This window comes from Amycolatopsis sp. WAC 01375 (assembly GCF_003947325.1).
Lineage (GTDB): Bacteria > Actinomycetota > Actinomycetes > Mycobacteriales > Pseudonocardiaceae > Amycolatopsis.
Map to the genome: position 1 here is coordinate 96484 of NZ_QHHW01000038.1, position 17898 is coordinate 114381.

Below are 17898 nucleotides of genomic sequence, written 5' to 3' on the forward strand. Positions count from 1 at the left end.
AGAAGCGTAACTCGCGTGATCAGAGACGGACCGCCTCCAATCACGCGAGTTACGCCTCCAATCACGCGAGTTACGTCCTCAATCACGCGAGTTACGTCCCCAAGCACCATGGCAAAGGTCGTCAAGGGGTCACTCATAGCACTCACCGCGCTGAAGGCCTCCTTACCTACCCTGAAGGTAGTGAAGGAGGCCTTCACGGACTTCCGAGCGGGGCTAGGAGCAGGCAAGGAACGCAATCAGGTGCCGAAACGCGAAAGGGTGCCGTCACCGCGCGGCATCGGTCACGTCCGCGGCGAGGCGGCGACGGTCGATCTTGCCGCTCGCGTTGACGGGCAGGACGTCGACGTGGTGCACCACGGCCGGGACCATGTATTCGGGGAGGCGGCGGGCGACGGCGGCGGTCAGTTCACCCGCGTCGACCGGGTCGCCGGTGTGCAGGGCATGCAGCACGGTCTGCCCGCGCGCCGGCACGGCGATCACCACGGCGTCCCGCACTCCCGGATGCTTCCGCAGCACGGCCTCGATCTCGCCCAGTTCGATGCGGTAGCCGCGGATCTTGACCTGATCGTCCAACCGTCCGATGTGGACGAGTTCGCCGTGTTCCCGCCGGACCCGGTCTCCGGTGCGGTACCAATCGCCGTCCCGCGGCGCGCCGTCGGCCACGACGAACGACGTTTCGCCGCGGAAGAACCGGCCGTGGTCGTCGGTGGGGTCGAGGTAGCCGTCGAAGCGCTGGCCGCCGCGAACGCACAATTCGCCGTCCTCACCCGCGCGACCGTCCTCGGTGACCAGCACCGCGTCGAGCGCGTCGTGCACCCGGCCGATCGGCACGGTGCCGTTCGAGGTGTCCGGCCACGCCCCGGGATCGGCGGGCAGCCGGTACGCGGTGACCGTGACGGTGAGCTCGGTGGGACCGTAGGCGTTCTCCAGCACGCTGTTCGGTGCCGCGGTGGCCCAGGCCCTTGCCTGCTCCACGGTCAGCTGCTCGCCGGCGAAAACGCTCCAGCGCAGCTCCGGCATCGCGCCGGGGCGCAGCCCGCGCAGCCGACCGGCGAGCGAGACCACGGACGGCACCGAGTACCAGTGGGTGATCCGCTTGCCGGTGACGAACCGGGCCGGGGTGAGCACCTCCGCGTCGGAGGGAACCACCAGGGTCGCGCCGGTGCTCCACGCGACGAACAGGTCGAACACCGAGGGGTCGAAGGTCAGGTCGAAGGTCTGGGAGAGCCGGCAACCGGGCGCGACCGCGTAACGCTCCACGCAGTGCGCCAGGTAGCCTGCCACGTTGCGGTGCCGGATCGGCACGCCCTTGGGCGTTCCGGTCGAGCCGGAGGTGAACAGCAGATACGCCACGGCGTCGGGATCGCCGTCGTATGGCGGGTTCCACGGCTCGGGCAGCCGCTCGGGCCAATCGCCGAGCAGGGGCAGCGCGACAGCGCCCGTGCCGTCCACCACCTCCGCCGCGCCCGCCTCGTCGACCACGACCACGTCCACCCCGGCCGCCGCGCAGATCGTCCGGTTGCGGTCGGCCGGGAACTTCGGGTTGAGCGGGACGACGACCGAACCGAGCCGTAGCGCCGCGAGATAACCGGCGTAGGTGGCGAGGCTGCGGGCGGCCAGCAGCCCGACCGCGTGCGGGCGCCTGCCCGCCGCCCGCACCAGCCTGGCCGCCAGCCTGTCCGTGAGCAGCCGGAGCTCGCTGTAGCTCAGCGTGTCCTCACGGACCTCGATGGCCGTCGCATCAGGGCATCTCCGGACGGTGTCGAGGAACCAGCCGTACATCGTCCCTTGTGGATCGATCACTTGCCGCCGCTTTCCGCGGCCGGGGTGTCGACCTCGGCGATCGCGGCGGCCGTGATCACCCGCAGGAAGGGGTAGATCATCAGCAGGCAGACGACCGCGAAGACCCCGAACGCGACCTGAAAGCCGAACAGCTCCGCCAGACCGCCCGCGATCGCCGCCGACACCGGGAGCATGCCCCAGGACAGCAGCCTGCTCGCCGCGCTGAACCGGCCCAGCAGCTCGTTGGGCACCAGAGACTGGCTGATCACCCGGGAGTTCACCGTCCACATCGTCCCGCCGACGCCCGCGAAGAACGCGGCGACACCGACCGGCCAGACACTGGCCGGCGCGCCCGGCACCACCGCGGGCACCCCGACCATCAGCACCGTGCCGATGATGTCGACGAACATCGCCCAGCGTCTGCCGATCAACCGGTTGACCGGGCCGACCAGGACCGTGCCGAGCACTCCACCGGCGCCGAGGCTGGTCAGCAGGAATCCGTACTGCGCGGGCGTGAGACCGAGCGGCCCGCCGACCGCGTACGCCGGGATGAGCGCGTACCACGCGGCCCAGCAGCCCGCCATGCCCGTGATCAGCGCGGCCATCGTCCGCAGCAACCGGTGCCGCCACAGGAACGACAGACCTTCGCGGATCTCCACTCTTGCCGGACGGCGCTCTTTGGCCTGCTTCACCGCGAAGTCGCCGGCCAGCATGGTCAGCAGCACCGCTCCGAACAGGTACACCGCGCCGCTCGCGCCCAGCGCGACCGCGAATCCGGCGGCGACGAGGAATCCGCCGATCGGCGCGCCAAGGAAACTGAACGTGACGTATTCGGTCGCGGTGAGCCGCGCGTTCAGCGACTGCCATCGGCTCTTCGGCGTCACCGTCGGGATGATCGACATCGCGGACAGCTGCGCGACCACCTCGGCGACACCCAGTACCAGTGCCACGGCGAGGATCAACGGCAGGTTGACGAAGCCCGCCGCGACCGCGGTGAGCATCACCGCCATCGCGGCCATCCTGGCGAATTCGGCCCCCACCATCAGCGAGCGCCGGTTCTTGCGGTCCACCAGCACACCGATGTGCAGTGCGGTGATCAGCCACGGCAGGGTCAGCATGATCGCCACCGCGGCGATCAGCGCCGGTGAATCGGTGACCGTGGTCGCCAGCAACGGAAGCGCCACCCGCATCACGGCGTCCGCGGTGTTGGTCGTCCCGGTGAACGAGATCAGCAGCCACTCGTTGCGCCGCTGCGACGGCCGGGGCTCGGTCGCGACGGCGGGAACGGTCGAGGGTCGCTCGGACACAGCTCCTCCAAGTTCACACTGATTGTGTTGCGGTGTCACGGAGTCGCACGATCTCGCCGGCGATCTCCGCGATCACCGGGGCTCGGAGGACGCCGTAGTGGTCGGCCTCGACCCGGATCAGGCGCGGCGGTGCGGTGAACTGCGTGGTCCACTGAACCACCTGGTGCTCGGCCAGGTCCGCCCGGACGAGCAGTGCGGGAACCGCGAGCGGCCGTTCGTTGAGGTACGAGCCGACGGCGTCGGTGTGCCGGTTGAACGTCGTCCAGCGCTCGAGAAGCATCGGCACCGACACCGGCTGCCCGCTCGCGGTGGCCAGCCGGGCGGCCAGCACCCGCATCGCCAGCTCGGGATCCCCCGGTGTGGTCCGGGCAGGCGTGCCGTCGAGGGTCGCGCCGAACGTCGCTGCCATGTTCTCGGAGAAGACCTCGTACACCACGGCGTCCCGCACCTCGGGGGCGATGTCGTGCCGGACCGGTGGTGTCGAGTCGAGCAGCACCACCGGCGGCGGGGCGCCCCGGCCGGTCGCCGCCATCTCGAACGCGATCTGGCCGCCCATCGACCAGCCACCGAGCACATCGGGACGCAGGTCCTCGGCATCGAGATCGGCGCGGAACCTCGCCGCCATCGCCGGTATCGAGTCCAGCGGCGTGCGTTCCTGCGATGCCGTGACCAGCCAGTCCGGCGGAAGTTCGGCCACGAGTTCGTGGTAGTCCCGCACGCTGCCGCCCGCGCCGGGCAGCAGATGCAGATGCGGGCCACCGCCTTCCCGCAGGACGACAAGAGTGCTGCCGTCGTCGGCGCCGGAGCCGCCGTCGAGTTGCTCGGCCGCCCGCCGCGGGGTCGGCTCGGTGAGCCACCCGGTGATGTCCAGCGTCACGCCGCTTTCGGACTCGATGGCCGACGCGAACTGCACGACCTTGAGCGACCGGCCTCCGGTGGCGAAGAAGTCTTCGTCCGCTCCGGCCGGCGGAGTGCCGAGCACCTCGGTCCAGACCCTGCGGACCTGGTCGAGCGCCGCGGATCGCGGCATCTCCGTGGTGTCCGGTTCGGCCGCCGGGATGGTGTGTTCCAGATAGGCGGGCGCGGTCCTGGAGCCGACCTCGATGGTGCCCACCGGCAGCTCCGGATCGAGGCCGCCCTCCGCGAGGACCCGGTCGATGTCCTGGAACAGGCGCCGCGCCGTCGAGTGGTCGAACCGGCCGACGTTGTACTCGGACTCGACGACGTACTCGCCGTCGACGTCGAACACCCCGAACCCGAGGTCGGTGCGGGCCGCGCGGTTCGGCGCGCGTTGCAGCTTCAGCGAGACGTCGCCGAGGCGCAGCCCGACGCCGATCGATCCGTACCAGGTGACCAGGAGCGGGATGGCGTCCCGAAGCCGGGCCTGCGCCGATTCGGTGAGTGCGCCGTACACCAGGGAGAACGGCACGGTCTGATGGGCGAGGCTGTCCCACATGCCGTCACGGACCCGCTCGACCACCGTGCCGAACGAGTCGCCGTCCTCGATGACGGTCCTGGTCACCAGGACGTTGGCCAGATACCCGACCAGTGCCTGGTCCTGGGGCGTCATGCGGTTGGCGCTGACCAGGCCCGTGCACACCTCCGGTCCGGCGCCGCCACGGGCGAGCACCGTCTGCAACGCGGCGAACAGCACGCTGAACGGTGTGGTGAAGTACCGCTTCGCGAGTTCGCCGATGCCGTCGACGGCCTCCTTGCTGAAGACGAACCGCACCATCCCGCCCTTGTTGCCGGTGCCGGTGTAGGTGTGCCGGTCCGCGACCAGGGTCGTGGTCACCGCGCCGTCGAGCTTCTCGCGCCAGTACTTCAGGCTCGCGTCCCAGCGGCCGTCGGCGCGGGCCGCGTTCGAGGCGAGGATGTGCTCCCGGAACGACACCGGGGGCTCGGCACCGAAGTCCGGCTCCTCACCCGCGACAGCCGCCGCGTACGCCTTGGCGAAGTCGTCCATCAGCAGCTGCATCCCCCATCCGTCGACGAAGGCGTGGTGGACGGTGACCAGCAACTCGTGCTGATCTCCGACGGTCACCGCCACCAGCCGTGCCGCCGGCGCGACGTCCAGCGCGAGCGGCCGCTCCTGGATCTCCCCCGCGATCGACCTGAGCAGGGGCTCGACCGGCACGGAGCCGGGATCCTCGATCGCGATCCACTGCGGTTCGACGTCGACGTGGTCCACAATGGACACCATGATCGCGCCGTCACGATGGTGCAGACTCGCACGCATCGCCTCGTATCGGTCCACCACGGCCTGCCAGGCGACCCGCAGGGCGTCGAAGTCCAGCGGCCGGTCGGCCTTCAGCGGCCAGGTCTGGTTGTAGACGGACTTGTTCCTGGCCCTCTGATGGATCCACCACAGCATCTCCATGAGGGCACTGGCCGGGAACATGCCGGTGTCCGTCGCGACGGGAGCGTTCAACGGAATTCCTTTCCGGTGTTCAGCGGACGATCGGCAGGATCTCTTCGGTCAACCCTTTGCGATCGACCTTCCCGTTGGCGGCCAACGGGATGCTGTCGCGCTGGTGGTAACCCCTCGGGCGCATGTAGACCGGGAGGTCCTCAAGCAGGCGGACGAACTCCTTCTCGTCCACGGGATCGCCCGCGTAGACGGCGTGCAGGTCCACCTCGCCGTCGGCGGCGGTGAGCGCCACCACGACCACCTCGGCGATCGACGGATGCCGTCGCAGCGCCGACTCGATCTCGCCCAGTTCGACCCGGTTGCCCCGGACCTTGATCTGGTCGTCGACGCGGCCGAGATGGACCAGCTCACCGCTCTCGCGGCGCACTCGATCACCGGTGCGGTACCAGTGCCCGGGGGTCAGCGGCTCGGTACCGTCGTAGACCGTGCCCTGCTCGCCGTCGAAGGCAAGGAAGCGCCCGGCGTTGTCGTCGGGGTCCAGGTAGCCGGGGAAGCGCTGCGGGCCGCGCACGCACAGCTCGCCGTCCTCGCACTCCCGGAATTCCTCGTCGAGCAGTACATAGTCCAGATGCGGGAAGAGCTCACCGATCGGCATGGAACGGTTCGAGGTGACCGGCCAGTCGGCGGGTGCGGCGGGCACCTCGTATCCGGTGCAGATGACGGTCAGTTCCGTCGGCCCGTAACAGTTGTGGATGGTCGCGTTGGGTGCGGCGGCCCGCCACACCTCGACCTGTTCGAGGTTCAGCGGTTCGCCGCCGAACATCCCCCGGCGCAGGTTGGGCATACTGCCCGGGGCGAGGGCCCGCAGCCTGCGTGCGAAGGAGATGATCGACGGCACCGAAAGCCAGTGCGTGAGCCGCTTCTCGTTGACGAAGCGCACCGGCGCGAACACTTCGCTGTGCTGCGGGACGCACAACGTCGCGCCGGTCCCCCAGGTGGCGAAGAGCTCGACGATCGATCCGTCGAAGAAGAGCTCGAAGGTCTGTGAAACCCGGCAGTCGTCGGTGAAGCCGAACCGGCGGATGTTGTCCTCCAGCAACGAGGACACACATTCGTGCGTCACCGGCACGCCTTTCGGGCTCCCCGTCGAGCCGGAGGTGTAGATGATGTAGGCGACGTCCCCGTCGCCGGAACCGATCTCGGGCAGAGGCTCGCCGCCGTCCAGCAGGCCACGCCACCGGTCACCGGTCAGGTCGACGATCGGGATACCCGACTGCCGCGGGTACTCCGGCAACTGCTTGGCGGACGTGTCGTCGACGATCGTCACGTCCAGGCCCGCGTCCTTGGTGATCGCCAGGTTCCTCGCGACCGGCGCGCCCTGGTTGAGCGGCACCACGGCCGCGCCGACCCGCTGGATCGCCAGGTAGCCCACGTAGCTCGCGAGACTGCGCGAGGTCAGCAGGCCGACCCTGTCCGGTCGTCTGCCCGCGGCCGACACCAAGCGCACCGCCATCCGCTCGACGGCGGCCCGCAGTTCGTCGTAGGTCAGCGTGAGCCCGGCGACCTCGATCGCCGTCGAGGAACCGTGAACCGCCACCGAATCGTCGAACCAGTCGAAGAGTCTGCGGGTCGTCATCGCGCGCCCCCGTCCTGACCGGCGGCGGCCAGATCGGCCAGCCAGCGCTTCAGATCGGCGACCGTGTGCAGATCGACCAGCCGGGTGGCGTCGATCTCGGCGTCGTCGTCACCCGCCACGTCGACCGCGAGACGCAGCAAGGCCAGCGATTCCAGCCCCGCGTCGAGCAGGGGCGTCGAGTCGTCGAAGGTGAACGTCGCATACCGCGTGATGATGGCGTCGAAATCGACAATCGTGTCACTCATGGGCATTTCTCCATGGAGCCGGGGCTTCGTCACCGAGACCATCGCCGCCGCGAGTGTTCTCTCGATGTACTCGGGTTCTACGGCCGTTGTTGCCTTCACTTCACCCGACGGCCGGACTTCCAGACATCGGTCACGTGCGCCGGATCGGCGAGGACGTCGATGTCCAGCACCGGGTCCGCGTCCAGCAGGAGCACGTCCGCGTCGTAGCCGGCCAGCAGCTGTCCGGAGCGCGGAGCCTGCGGTCCGAGGGTGGCGGGTGCGGTGGCCGTGGCCATTTCGATCGCCTCCAGCGGGGTGGCACCGCTCTTCACCATCAGCGAAAGCTCGATGCCGCCCTTCCCCCATTGGGTGGGCCGGTCGGGGCCGGTCATGGCGAGGTCGGTGCCCAGCGCGATGGTGACACCCGCCTCGCGGGCCAAGGCGATCGCGTCGAGATGCCGCCCGGCCACCTCTTCCAGTTTTCGCTTGGCGTAGGCGGGAAGCAGATCGCTGGTGAGCAGCAGGTGCATGATCGCGCGGGTGGGCACCAGGATCGCGCCGGTCTCACGCATCGCCGCGGCGGCTTCCTCGTCGAGATAGGTGCCGTGCTCGATGGTGTGCACACCCGCCTTCAGCGCGGCCATGATGCCCGCCTTGCCGTGGCAGTGCGCCGCGACCACCCGCTCGGCCTGTCCCGCCACCTCGACGATCGCGGCCAGTTCGGCGTCGGTGAACTGCTGATGATGCGGATGGTCCACTTCGGACAGAACTCCGCCGGAGGCGAACACTTTGATCAGCTTCGCGTTGTTGCGCAGCTGTTCACGGGCGGCCCGCGCGCACTCGGCGGGTCCGTCGGCAAGCCGCAGTTCCCCGCCGAGGTGGCCGAAGTCGTTGATCCACGGAACAGGGAAGCCGTGCACGTCGCCGTGTCCACCGGTGGTCGACAAGGCCGTGCCCGCGCTGTAGATCGTCGGTCCCTCGATGGTGCCCTCGGCGACCGCGCGGACCAAGTGGATACCGAGACCGCCGACCTCGCGGATGGAAGTGAAGCCCGAGTCGAGGCAGGCCCGCAGGTCCGATACGCACCGAGCCGACCGCAAGGCGATCGGCTCGTGCATCAGATCGTGCAGGTCCGCACTACGCAGGCCCATGAAATGCCCGTGACAGTCCCACATTCCGGGCATCACGGTATGCCCACGGGTGACGTCGGCGCCGGGTGTGGCCGGCGCCCCGTCGCGTGGACCGGCGTAGCGGATCCTGTCGCCTTCGACGATCACGACAGCGTCCATGGTCGGCGTGCCGCGTCCGGGAATCAGTTGGGAGGCTTCGATGCGTTGCTGCATGCGGGCCAGAGAAGCAGACCGCGGCCGGTTCGGTCACGCGGTGACGATTGCGCACCGCGGATCGCCGCTCGCGGAAATATGATCGTCAGGCACGGTTGAAGGTCATGATCCAGTTGACCTCCCAGCTCTCACCGTTGTCGATCGAGAAGGCCTGTTCCCAGCGGGCCGAATTCTCGGTGACGTCCGACCAGATGAACCGGACCCGTACGGGCGTATCACCCTCGGCGTCCTCGCCGTAGAAGACGCCGCGTCCATCGGTGAACTCGCCGATGACAGGCGGGAAGAGCCGCCCGGTGTCACTGCTGGACCAGTTCAACGACCACTTCCGGGCCACTGGATCGAACAACCGCAGGGTCAGTCCCCGCACTCCGTCGGGAAAGACGATTTCGTCGACGTTCGCCTTTCCTTCGAAAAGGCTCCAACTCTTCGCGGGTGCCGTGAATTCGACCCAATCGTCGCTACCGGCAAGCCGCTTTGTCAGACGGCGGTTGAGGACATTCCACGAGCCTACGAGGAAATCGAATTCGCCCATTCCGCAACGGTATCACGCGGTCAGGGGGCATCGGCGCCCGAAGACGCCGATGCCCCGCGGCGAAGGCTTGTCGGGCCTTTCGCGGCGGGGCGGGTCTTGCAGGACAGCGCCTAGCCGTGCAGGGAGACCGGCAGCGAGACGAGGCCGTGCATGATCGTGCTGGTCTTCCACCGGAGCTGCTCCGGTTCCGCCGCCAGCGCGAGGTCCGGGAACCGTTCCAGCAACCCGCCGATGCCGATCTCCACTTGCAGACGGCCCAGCGGCGCGCCCGCGCAGTAGTGGATGCCATGGCCGAAGGCGAGGTGACCGCCGAGCCCGCGGGTGATGTCCAGGCTGTCCGCGTGCTCGAACTTCTCCGCGTCGCGGTTCGCCGAGCCCAGCGCCACCACCACGATCTCGCCGGCGGGAATCGTCACGCCGTCCAGTGCGATGTCCTCGGTGGTGAACCGGAACGTCGCCAGACTGACCGAACCCTCGTACCGCAGCAGTTCCTCGACCGCGGCGGGAAGCAACGCCGGGTCCGCCCGTAGCCTGGCGAGCTGGTCCGGATGGCGGAGCAAGGTGTACACCCCGTTGCCGAGCATGCTCAACGTGGTGTCGTGCCCGGCCACCACGAGCAGGAAGACCATCGCCACCAGCTCGTCCTTGCTGAGCCTGTCCCCCTTCTCGGTGGCCAGTACCAGCGCGCTGAACATGTCGTCGCCGGGATCGGCGAGTTTCGCGTCGATCAGGTCCTCGGTGAACCTGGCCACCGCCGCCGAAGCCGTGGCGACCTCTTCCGGCGTGTGGTCCGCCCCGACGAGCGTGTTCGTCCAGGCACGGAAGACCTCGCGATTCTCGGGCGGCACGCCGAGCAGTTCGGCGAGGACCGTGATGGTCAGCGGGGCGGCCAGATCCTCGATCAGTTCCGCCTCCCGCGCGCCGGCCATCCGGTCGAGCAGTTCCTCGGTGATCTCCTCGATCCGCGGCCGCAGGAGTTTCACCCGGCGTTCGGTGAAGGCCTTGCCGACCAGTCTTCGCAATCTGACATGGTTCGGCGGATCGCTGTTGAGCATGTGCGCGGCCAGCTCGTCGTCGACCGCCGCGGGGGTCTTGTCCGGCGACTCGGCGTGCCGGGCGAACAGCTCGTTGACCCGCCGTCCGTCCTTGCTGATCCGCGGATCCGACAGCAGGGCGCGGGCGTCACGGTAGCGGGTCACCATCCACACCTTGATACCGTGTGGCATCAGCACTTCCCGGGGCGGGCCCGCTTCCCGCAACCGCGCGTACAACGTGTAGGAATCCTGGACGAAGTCGGCCGAGAGTCTTTCGACCTTCGTCGTTCGACGGCTTTGCATCAACATCCTCCACGTGTCCGGCGGGCCGGACACGGTATCTTGGTCGAGCCACGGTCATTCGAGGGGTGCCAGTACCTCACCGGTCGCCACGTCCACGACGCGGATCGCTTCCCGTGGACAGGAATCGGCCGCGGCGAGCACCTCGTCGTCGGCACCGATCTCGACGTCGACCGGCTGTGACCTGTCGTCGACGATCCGGAACCGGTGCGGAAGGTCTCCCACGCACACCCCGGAACCTATGCAGCGGTCCTGGTCCACGAGGATCCGCCAGCGGCGACCGCTCTCGGTCATGTCAGTCTCCTTGGAATCGAACGGCGCCTTGGAGCGCTCAACTGCCGCTCCGGAACCAGTTGAACGAAGGAGGCGATCGTTCACGGGAACGTCTTGTGGCGCAAGGTGTTCTCTCGCTTGAGCGGTTATGGCTCCAGAGGACGGTTGGTCGGGGTGGTCGTGAGTGGTAGTCAGGGTCAGCACACGAATCGCCACTCACGAGTCAGTTCGAGAGGGGATCTCCTTTGTTACGAAGACTTTGTGCCGCCCTGTGCGTCTCCACCCTGGTCGCCGGTTCGACGACGGGCGCTCCGGCCGCGATCGCGGCGCCCGCCACCGCCACCGCCGCCGCCGAAGCCCGCGGCGGGGATGATCTGCCCGGCCCCGACGACGTGAAACGCCGGAAGCTGCGGCAGCAAGGGATCGCGGATGTACTGAAGGGCAAGGAAGTCGCCGAGCGACGGGGCGCGAGCACCGTGGTCAGGACGGGCGGCCCCGTCGACGAGTACGTCGAGCTGGCCAGGGAATCGACCGACCGGATCTTCGTGGTACTCGCCGAGTTCGGCGACCAGCGGCATCCGTCCTACCCCGACGTCGACACCGATCCGGCCATCCCGGGCCCGGTACGTTTCGACGGTCCGCGGCACAATCAGATCCCCGAGCCCGACCGGCGAACGAACAACACCACCATCTGGCAACCGGACTACGACCGCCGCCATTACCAGGATCTGTATTTCTCCACCGCCCCCGGCGCCGACTCGCTAGCCGCCTATTACCGAAAGCAGTCCTCAGGCAGATACTCGGTCGAGGGTATGGTCACCGATTGGACCACTGTGCCGTTCAACGAGGCCCGCTACGGGCGGTCGAACGGTTTCCCGTGCGCCGGCGTCGTCTGCGCCAACTCCTTCGACCTGGTGACCGACGCCGTCAACGCCTGGTACGGCGGGCAACTCGCCGCCGGCCGGACACCGGCGCAGATCCGTGCGCAGCTTGCCACGTTCGACGTCTGGGATCGCGACGACTTCGACCGCGACGGCGACTTCAACGAACCGGACGGCTACCTCGACCACTTCCAGATCGTGCACTCCGGCGCCGACCAGGCCGACGCGGATCCCCTCCACGGCGAGGACGCGATCTACAGCCACAGCGCCTACGCGTTCGCCAACACCACCACTGGACCGGACGGCAACCCGCGAGGCGGCACCCAGATCGGTGACAGCGGTATCTGGGTCGGCAACTACACCGTCCAGCCGGAGAACGGCGGTATCAGCGTGTTCTGCCGCGAGTTCGCGCACGACCTCGGCCTGCCCGACCTGTACGACACCAACGGTGGCGCGAACAACGTGAGCTGGTGGTCGCCGATGGCGCAGCAGCGCGTGTCCGGACCCGGCGAGGTCATCGGCACCCGCATCAACGACCTGGACGCGTGGTCCAAGCTGCAGCTCGGCTGGCTGGACTACGAGGTCGTGGTGGCAGGTCAGACCCGCACCGTCGACCTCGGCCCGCACGAATACAACTCGGCGAAGGCCCAGGCCGTCGTGGTCGTGCTGCCGGACAAGCCGAAGACGTTCCACCATGGACAGCCGTTCACCGGTCCGAACCAGTGGTGGAGCACCAAGGGCAACAACCTGTCCACCACGATGACCCGTCCGCTCGACCTGACCGGCAAGACCTCGGCGTCACTGACGCTCAAGGCCCGCTACGACATCCAGCCGGACTTCGACTTCCTCTACACGCAGGTATCGACCGACGGCGGCGTCACGTGGACCGCGGTGGACGGCCTCGCCGCCGGCGCACCGTTCCAGCGGGATTTCAGTGGGCTGCCGGCACTGTCGAGCACCACGGGAGGGAACTGGGTCGACATCGACGTGCCGCTCGACTCGATCGCGGGCAGGAAGGCCCTGCTCCGATTCCAGTATCGGACCGACGGCGCTTTGGCACGAAGCGGGTTCTTCGCCGACGACATCACCATCACCGCGGACGGCGCGCCGTTGCTGACCGACGGAGCGGAGAACGGCGCGAATGGCTGGGCCCTCGACGGTTTCCGGACGGCGGCCGCCACCGAGACCCGGCTGTTCGACAACTTCTACCTCGCGTCGAACCGCACCTACGAGTCCTACGGCCGATATCTGCGCACGGGCCCCTACAACTTCGGGTTCCCGGACCGGCCCGCTTTCGTCGAGCATTTCCCGTATCAGACCGGCTTGGTGGTGTCCTATTGGGACACGTCCGAAATGGACAACAACACCAGTGAACACCTCGGCTCCGGGCTGATCCTCCCGATCGACGCGCACCCCGAGCCGATCTACAACATCGAAGGCGCGCCTTGGCGGTCCAGGATCGCCGGTTACGACATGCCGTTCTCGCTACGCAAGGCGGATTCGTTCACCCTGCACGTCAACGGAAAGCCCAGCTACGTCCGCGGGCGGAACGCCGTACCGCTGTTCGACGACACCGGGACGTTCCTGTTCCCCGACCAGCCGAACGCCGGAGTGGCCCTCCCGGCCACCGGGACCACGATCCGGGTGCTGTCGCAGAGCGGTACGTCGATGCGGGTGCGTGTCGGACACAAGTAGGGCGGCCGGCGTCGCGGGTCGCGAAAGTGACTTTCACGGTATGGCCACGGCTACCATCATGAGAGTTTGAGTCGCTAGGGCCAAACGCGTTTTACTTGAGAGGTAAGGCAAAGGTGGCGTATCGCGAAAGCCACTTTCGCAACGTTGAAGGTTGCGAAAGTGGCTTTCGCAACGTCGGCGGGGGTGTGTGGCCGGTCGAGTGAGGGTCAATCTTGACGTGAGGCCCGGCGCTGCCGGGATGTTGTCGCGAAAGCCACTTTCGCGACGCGAGCATGGACCAGGCTGCGAGGAAACGTGCACCGCAACAGCGCCGTGAAGGGGTCCTCCACGTACAAACTCACCGATCGTGAAACTACCCCGCCGGCGAACAGGCCGCGTGCGGGTTGACCACTCGCAGCGGCGAGGGCGGGTGGCGTTCGAGCAGGGCCTCTGGCCGGACGGGCCGGCGCACGAGCTCACCACCGCAGTTGGGGCAGACGCCGCCGAAGCGCCCTTCGGTGCACGCAGGGCAGAAGGTGCACTCAAAGGTGCAGATGCGGGCGTCCGCCGAGGGCGGCAGGTCTCGATCGCAGCATTCGCAATTGGGCCTGAGCTCGAGCATGGCGCGAACTCTACCCGAGACCGCTGTTCAGCTGAGCGATATCGAAACCGGACGAGATCCACGAGACTCGGCCGCCGAGAGGTTACTGGAGGTTCAGTGCAGACCGATCAGAGCATGGACGATTCGAATGAGGGCAGAATCTCCCGTCGCGGCTTTCTGGGGCGGACCGCGACGGCGTCGGCGGTGCTGGCGGTCGGCGGGCAGCTCGCCGATACGGAGGCGGCGGGCGCGGAGCCGGACGCCGGGGGAAGCGGCCTCGTCGACGTGGAGTTACGGGTCAACGAGCGTATGGAGCGGCTGCGGCTGGATCCACGGGTGACGTTGCTCGACGCCGTGCGCGACGAATTGCGGCTGACCGGCACGAAGAAGGGTTGTGACCGCGGTCAGTGCGGAGCGTGCACGGTGCACGTCGATGGACGGCGGGTGCTGTCCTGTCTGACCTTGGCGGGCTCCGTGACCGGAAGGCGAGTCACCACCATCGAGGGGTTGGCGCGCGGCGGCGAACTGCATCCGGTGCAGCAGGCGTTCCTCGATCACGACGGTTTCCAGTGTGGTTTCTGCACTTCCGGCCAGATCATGTCGGCGGTCGCCGTGCTCCGGGAAGGGTGTCCTCGCTCGGCCGAGCAGGTCCGGGAGCTCATGTCCGGCAACATCTGTCGCTGCGGCGCGTACGACGGGATCGTCGACGCGGTCCGGGCCGCGGGAGCGGCGGACTGATGCGGCCGTACGACTTCGCGATCACGCACAGCGTGGCCGAGGCACTCGACCGCGCCGGCGCGCCGGGCTCGGCCTACCTGGCGGGCGGCACGACGCTGGTGGACCTGATGAAGCTCGAAGTGCTGACGCCTGGCCGGGTGGTGGACATCAGCCGCTTGCCGCTGACCGGTGTGTGGACGGATCGGCATCGCCTGCACATCGCGGCCTTGGAACGGATGAGCGACGTGGCCGTGCATCCGGTGGTGACTTCGCGGTATCCGATGCTCTCCGAGGCGCTGCTCGCCGGTGCGTCGCCGCAGCTGCGGAATATGGCCAGCATCGGCGGGAATCTGTTGCAACGCAGCAGATGCGGCTACTTCCGGGACACTTCGACGCCGTGCAACAAGCGGACGCCCGGCACCGGTTGCCCGGCGATCAAGGGCGCCAACCGAGCGCACGCCGTCCTGGGGACCAGTGACTCCTGCGTTTCCACCCATCCGAGCGATCTCGCTGTGGCCCTCGTGGCGCTGGACTCCTCGGTGCGGCTGACCGGCCGGGACGGCTCCCGAGACGTCCGGCTCGCCGAGTTCTACCGGCTGCCGGGCACCACCCCGCACCTCGAGAACGACCTACGGCCGGGCGAGCTCGTGACCGAGGTGACGGTGCCCCTGCTCGGCTGGGCGAACCGGTCGACCTACGTGAAAGTGCGGGACAGGTCCTCCTATGAGTTCGCGCTCGCCTCGGCAGCGGCGGCGGTACTGGTACGCGGCGGTGTCGTGCGTGACGTGCGGCTCGCGGTGGGCGGGGTCGGCACCCGGCCATGGCGCTTGGCCGCGGTGGAGGACGCCTTGCGCGGCAAGCCACTGCGGCTCGACGTCGTCGAGAAGGCCGCGGCGCTGGCTGCCGAAGGAGCCCGGCCGTTGGCTCACAACGGGTTCAAGGTGCCGCTACTGCGACGCACCATCACCCGTGCCCTGATGAAGCTGGCGGACCGGACATGACCTCACTCACCCGCGTCGAAGGACGACTCAAGGTCACCGGGGCAGCCCGGTACTCCGCCGATTACCCGGTCGATGGCCTCGCCAACGGCTACCTGCTGCTCAGCACGGTGGGGCGCGGCACGATCCGCGCCGTCGACGCGACCGCCGCGCGCCGCTCCCCCGGTGTGCTCGCCGTCTACAGTCACGCGAACCCGCTCCCCCTGTTCGGCGGCGCCGAATCCGGCATCGGCTACAACTGGCTTCCGTTGCAGGACGACCAGGTTCGCCACCACGGGCAGATCGTCGGGCTGGTGGTCGCCGAAACCTTCGAGCAAGCCCGCGACGCCGCCGCCCTGGTCCGCGTCGACTACGCCGCCGTCCCGGCACGGACGTCGTTGCGAGACGGGATGCCCGGCGCCACCCTGCCGGACGACGTCAACGGCGAGCCGTCACAGCTCGACCTGCTCGCCGACGGCGTCGCGTCCATCGACGAAGCCCTCGGCGCGAGCCCGGTGGTCGTCACAGCCACCTACACGCAGCCGATCGAGTACCACAGCGCCATGGAGCCGCACGCCGCCATCGCGGTGTGGCGCGACGGCTACCTCACCCTTTACAGCGGAGCACAGGCTCCGCAGCTGTTCGCCGGGACGATCGCGGCCACGATCGGCGTGGATCCCTCCCGGGTACACCTGCTCAGCCCGCACGTCGGCGGCGGATTCGGCAACAAGATCCTCACCTGGGGGCACCCCGTGCTCGCCGCGGCCGCGGCCAAGGCACTCGGCCGACCGGTCCGGATCGTGCTCACCAGGGAGCAGACCTTCGGCGTCACCGGTCACCGCTCGGCGATGTCCCAGACGGTGTCCCTCGGTGCCGACCGCGGCGGGCGCCTCGCCGCCGTCAAGCACGACGCCTACGCCAGTCTGTCGGGCGGCGGCGACGGCTTCCTTTACGAGGCGGCGCCGCACACCACTTCGCGGTACTTCTACGCCTCCCCCAACATCCATGTCGGACAACGCCTGGTGACGCTGGACGTCCCGCCCCAGACGCCGATGCGGGCACCCGGGCCGGAAGCCGGTTCGTTCGCGCTGGAAACCGCCATGGACGAACTGGCGGTACGGCTCGGCCTCGACCCGGTCGAGTTACGCATGCGCAACTACGCCACCACCTACCCGGGACGCGGCGTGCCTTGGTCCGGCAAGCATCTCGACGAGTGCTACCGCGTCGGCGCCGAGGCGTTCGGCTGGTCACGGCGTGCCGCGGTGCCCAGGTCGGTCGTCGACGGCGAATGGCTGATCGGCACCGGGATGGCGACCGCGGCCTATCCGGCCTCGCGGTACCGCACCACGGGAAAGGTCCGGCTCCAGGCCGACGGCACCGCGGCGGTGTCCACCGCGACGTCGGATCTGGGCACCGGGATGTGGACGGTGCTGGCGATGGTCGGTGCCGACGCGCTCGGTATCCCGGTGGGCCGCGTCCGCTCCGCTCTCGGCGATTCCGCGCTGGCCGACAACCCCGGCGCGTTCGCCTCCGCGGGTACGGCGAGCTCCGCGCCGGCCGTCCACGCGGCGGCCCTGTCCGCGACGCGCGCGCTTCTCGAACTCGCCGTGACACACGAACGCTCCCCCTTCCACGGGCTGAACCGGGACCAGGTCCGCTACGAACGCGGTGACGTCGTCGGGCCACGGCGGCGAATCGCGTTCGGCACCCTGCTCGGCGTCGTCAATCTCGCCGGGATCGACGCGACGGAGACCACGGCGCTGGGGCCTGAGCGCGAGCGGTTCGCCTTCACCTCGTTCGGCGCGCACTTCTGCGAAATCGCGGTCAACCGATGGACCGGAGAACCCCGCCTGCGACGCGTGACAACGGTCATCGACGCCGGTGCGATCGTCAATGAGAAGACCGCGCGCGGCCAGATCACCGGTGGCGTGATCTTCGGCGTCGGCCAGGCCCTCCTGGAGAACACGCACGTCGAACCGGACACCGGCCGCATCGCCAACGCGAACCTCGCCGACTACGTCCTTCCGGTCGGCACCGACGTCCCACCGATCGACGTTCGCTTCCTCAGCCACCCCGATACCGTCTTCAACCCACTCGGCGTCCGCGGGATCGGCGAGCTGGGCACCGTCGGTATCGCCGCCGCCATCGGCAACGCCGTCCACCACGCCACCGGCCGCCGTGTCCGCGACCTCCCCATCACCCTCGACAAACTGATGGAGACTTGACCTGTCGGATGCCTTAGGGTT

14 protein-coding genes are annotated in these 17898 nt (G+C 68.6%); 4 read left to right on the forward strand and 10 right to left on the reverse strand.

Annotated features, from left to right (window positions below):
* Positions 1–264 precede the first annotated feature (264 nt).
* The 9 genes from DL991_RS27560 to DL991_RS27600 form a co-directional block, all read right to left on the reverse strand.
* Entirely contained in the window at positions 265–1803 is a 1539-nt protein-coding gene (locus tag DL991_RS27560) for an amino acid adenylation domain-containing protein (RefSeq protein WP_370307859.1), read from the reverse strand.
* Entirely contained in the window at positions 1800–3089 is a 1290-nt protein-coding gene (locus DL991_RS27565; RefSeq protein WP_199754086.1) for an MFS transporter, read from the reverse strand. The genes DL991_RS27560 and DL991_RS27565 overlap by 4 nt, the downstream gene beginning before the upstream one ends.
* A gap of 13 nt (positions 3090–3102) precedes the next feature.
* Positions 3103–5520, reverse strand: a complete 2418-nt coding sequence (locus DL991_RS27570) for a condensation domain-containing protein (RefSeq protein ID WP_125787249.1) — start codon at positions 5518–5520, stop codon at positions 3103–3105.
* A gap of 19 nt (positions 5521–5539) precedes the next feature.
* The gene (locus DL991_RS27575) at positions 5540–7096 is read right to left on the reverse strand and encodes an amino acid adenylation domain-containing protein (RefSeq protein ID WP_125787250.1); all 1557 of its coding nucleotides are present in this window, start codon (positions 7094–7096) and stop codon (positions 5540–5542) included.
* Positions 7093–7341: a phosphopantetheine-binding protein gene (locus tag DL991_RS27580; RefSeq protein WP_125787251.1), complete on the reverse strand. Its 249-nt coding sequence runs from the start codon at positions 7339–7341 to the stop codon at positions 7093–7095. Before DL991_RS27580 ends, DL991_RS27575 begins: the two co-directional genes overlap by 4 nt.
* A gap of 95 nt (positions 7342–7436) precedes the next feature.
* Entirely contained in the window at positions 7437–8663 is a 1227-nt protein-coding gene (locus tag DL991_RS27585; protein ID WP_125787252.1) for an amidohydrolase family protein, read from the reverse strand.
* Between the two features lie 85 nt (positions 8664–8748).
* Positions 8749–9195, reverse strand: a complete 447-nt coding sequence (locus DL991_RS27590) for a hypothetical protein (RefSeq protein ID WP_125787253.1) — start codon at positions 9193–9195, stop codon at positions 8749–8751.
* Positions 9196–9305: 110 nt separating this feature from the next.
* Entirely contained in the window at positions 9306–10532 is a 1227-nt protein-coding gene (locus DL991_RS27595) for a cytochrome P450 (protein WP_125787254.1), read from the reverse strand.
* A gap of 54 nt (positions 10533–10586) precedes the next feature.
* On the reverse strand, positions 10587–10823 hold the full coding sequence (locus tag DL991_RS27600) for a ferredoxin (protein WP_125787255.1): 237 nt from the start codon (positions 10821–10823) through the stop codon (positions 10587–10589).
* Positions 10824–11047: 224 nt separating this feature from the next.
* Here DL991_RS27600 and DL991_RS27605 point away from each other — a divergent pair, with 224 nt between their 5' ends.
* Positions 11048–13378 (forward strand): immune inhibitor A domain-containing protein, encoded by a 2331-nt coding sequence (locus tag DL991_RS27605; RefSeq protein ID WP_233599025.1) that lies wholly within the window; start codon positions 11048–11050, stop codon positions 13376–13378.
* Positions 13379–13730: 352 nt separating this feature from the next.
* On the opposite strand, the gene DL991_RS44045 is transcribed toward DL991_RS27605, so the two are convergent.
* A complete protein-coding gene (locus DL991_RS44045) occupies positions 13731–13979 on the reverse strand; it encodes a DUF1272 domain-containing protein (RefSeq protein WP_125787256.1) in 249 nt (82 codons plus the stop codon).
* Between the two features lie 114 nt (positions 13980–14093).
* Between DL991_RS44045 and DL991_RS27615 the strand changes: the two genes are divergently transcribed.
* Genes DL991_RS27615 through DL991_RS27625 form a run of 3 tightly spaced genes read left to right on the forward strand, consistent with a single transcriptional unit; the run spans position 14094 to position 17877 of the window.
* The gene (locus DL991_RS27615) at positions 14094–14696 is read left to right on the forward strand and encodes a (2Fe-2S)-binding protein (protein WP_125787257.1); all 603 of its coding nucleotides are present in this window, start codon (positions 14094–14096) and stop codon (positions 14694–14696) included.
* The gene (locus DL991_RS27620; RefSeq protein WP_125787258.1) at positions 14696–15676 is read left to right on the forward strand and encodes a xanthine dehydrogenase family protein subunit M; all 981 of its coding nucleotides are present in this window, start codon (positions 14696–14698) and stop codon (positions 15674–15676) included. Before DL991_RS27615 ends, DL991_RS27620 begins: the two co-directional genes overlap by 1 nt.
* Positions 15673–17877: a xanthine dehydrogenase family protein molybdopterin-binding subunit gene (locus tag DL991_RS27625; RefSeq protein WP_125787259.1), complete on the forward strand. Its 2205-nt coding sequence runs from the start codon at positions 15673–15675 to the stop codon at positions 17875–17877. The genes DL991_RS27620 and DL991_RS27625 overlap by 4 nt, the downstream gene beginning before the upstream one ends.
* The last annotated feature ends 21 nt before the right edge of the window (positions 17878–17898 follow it).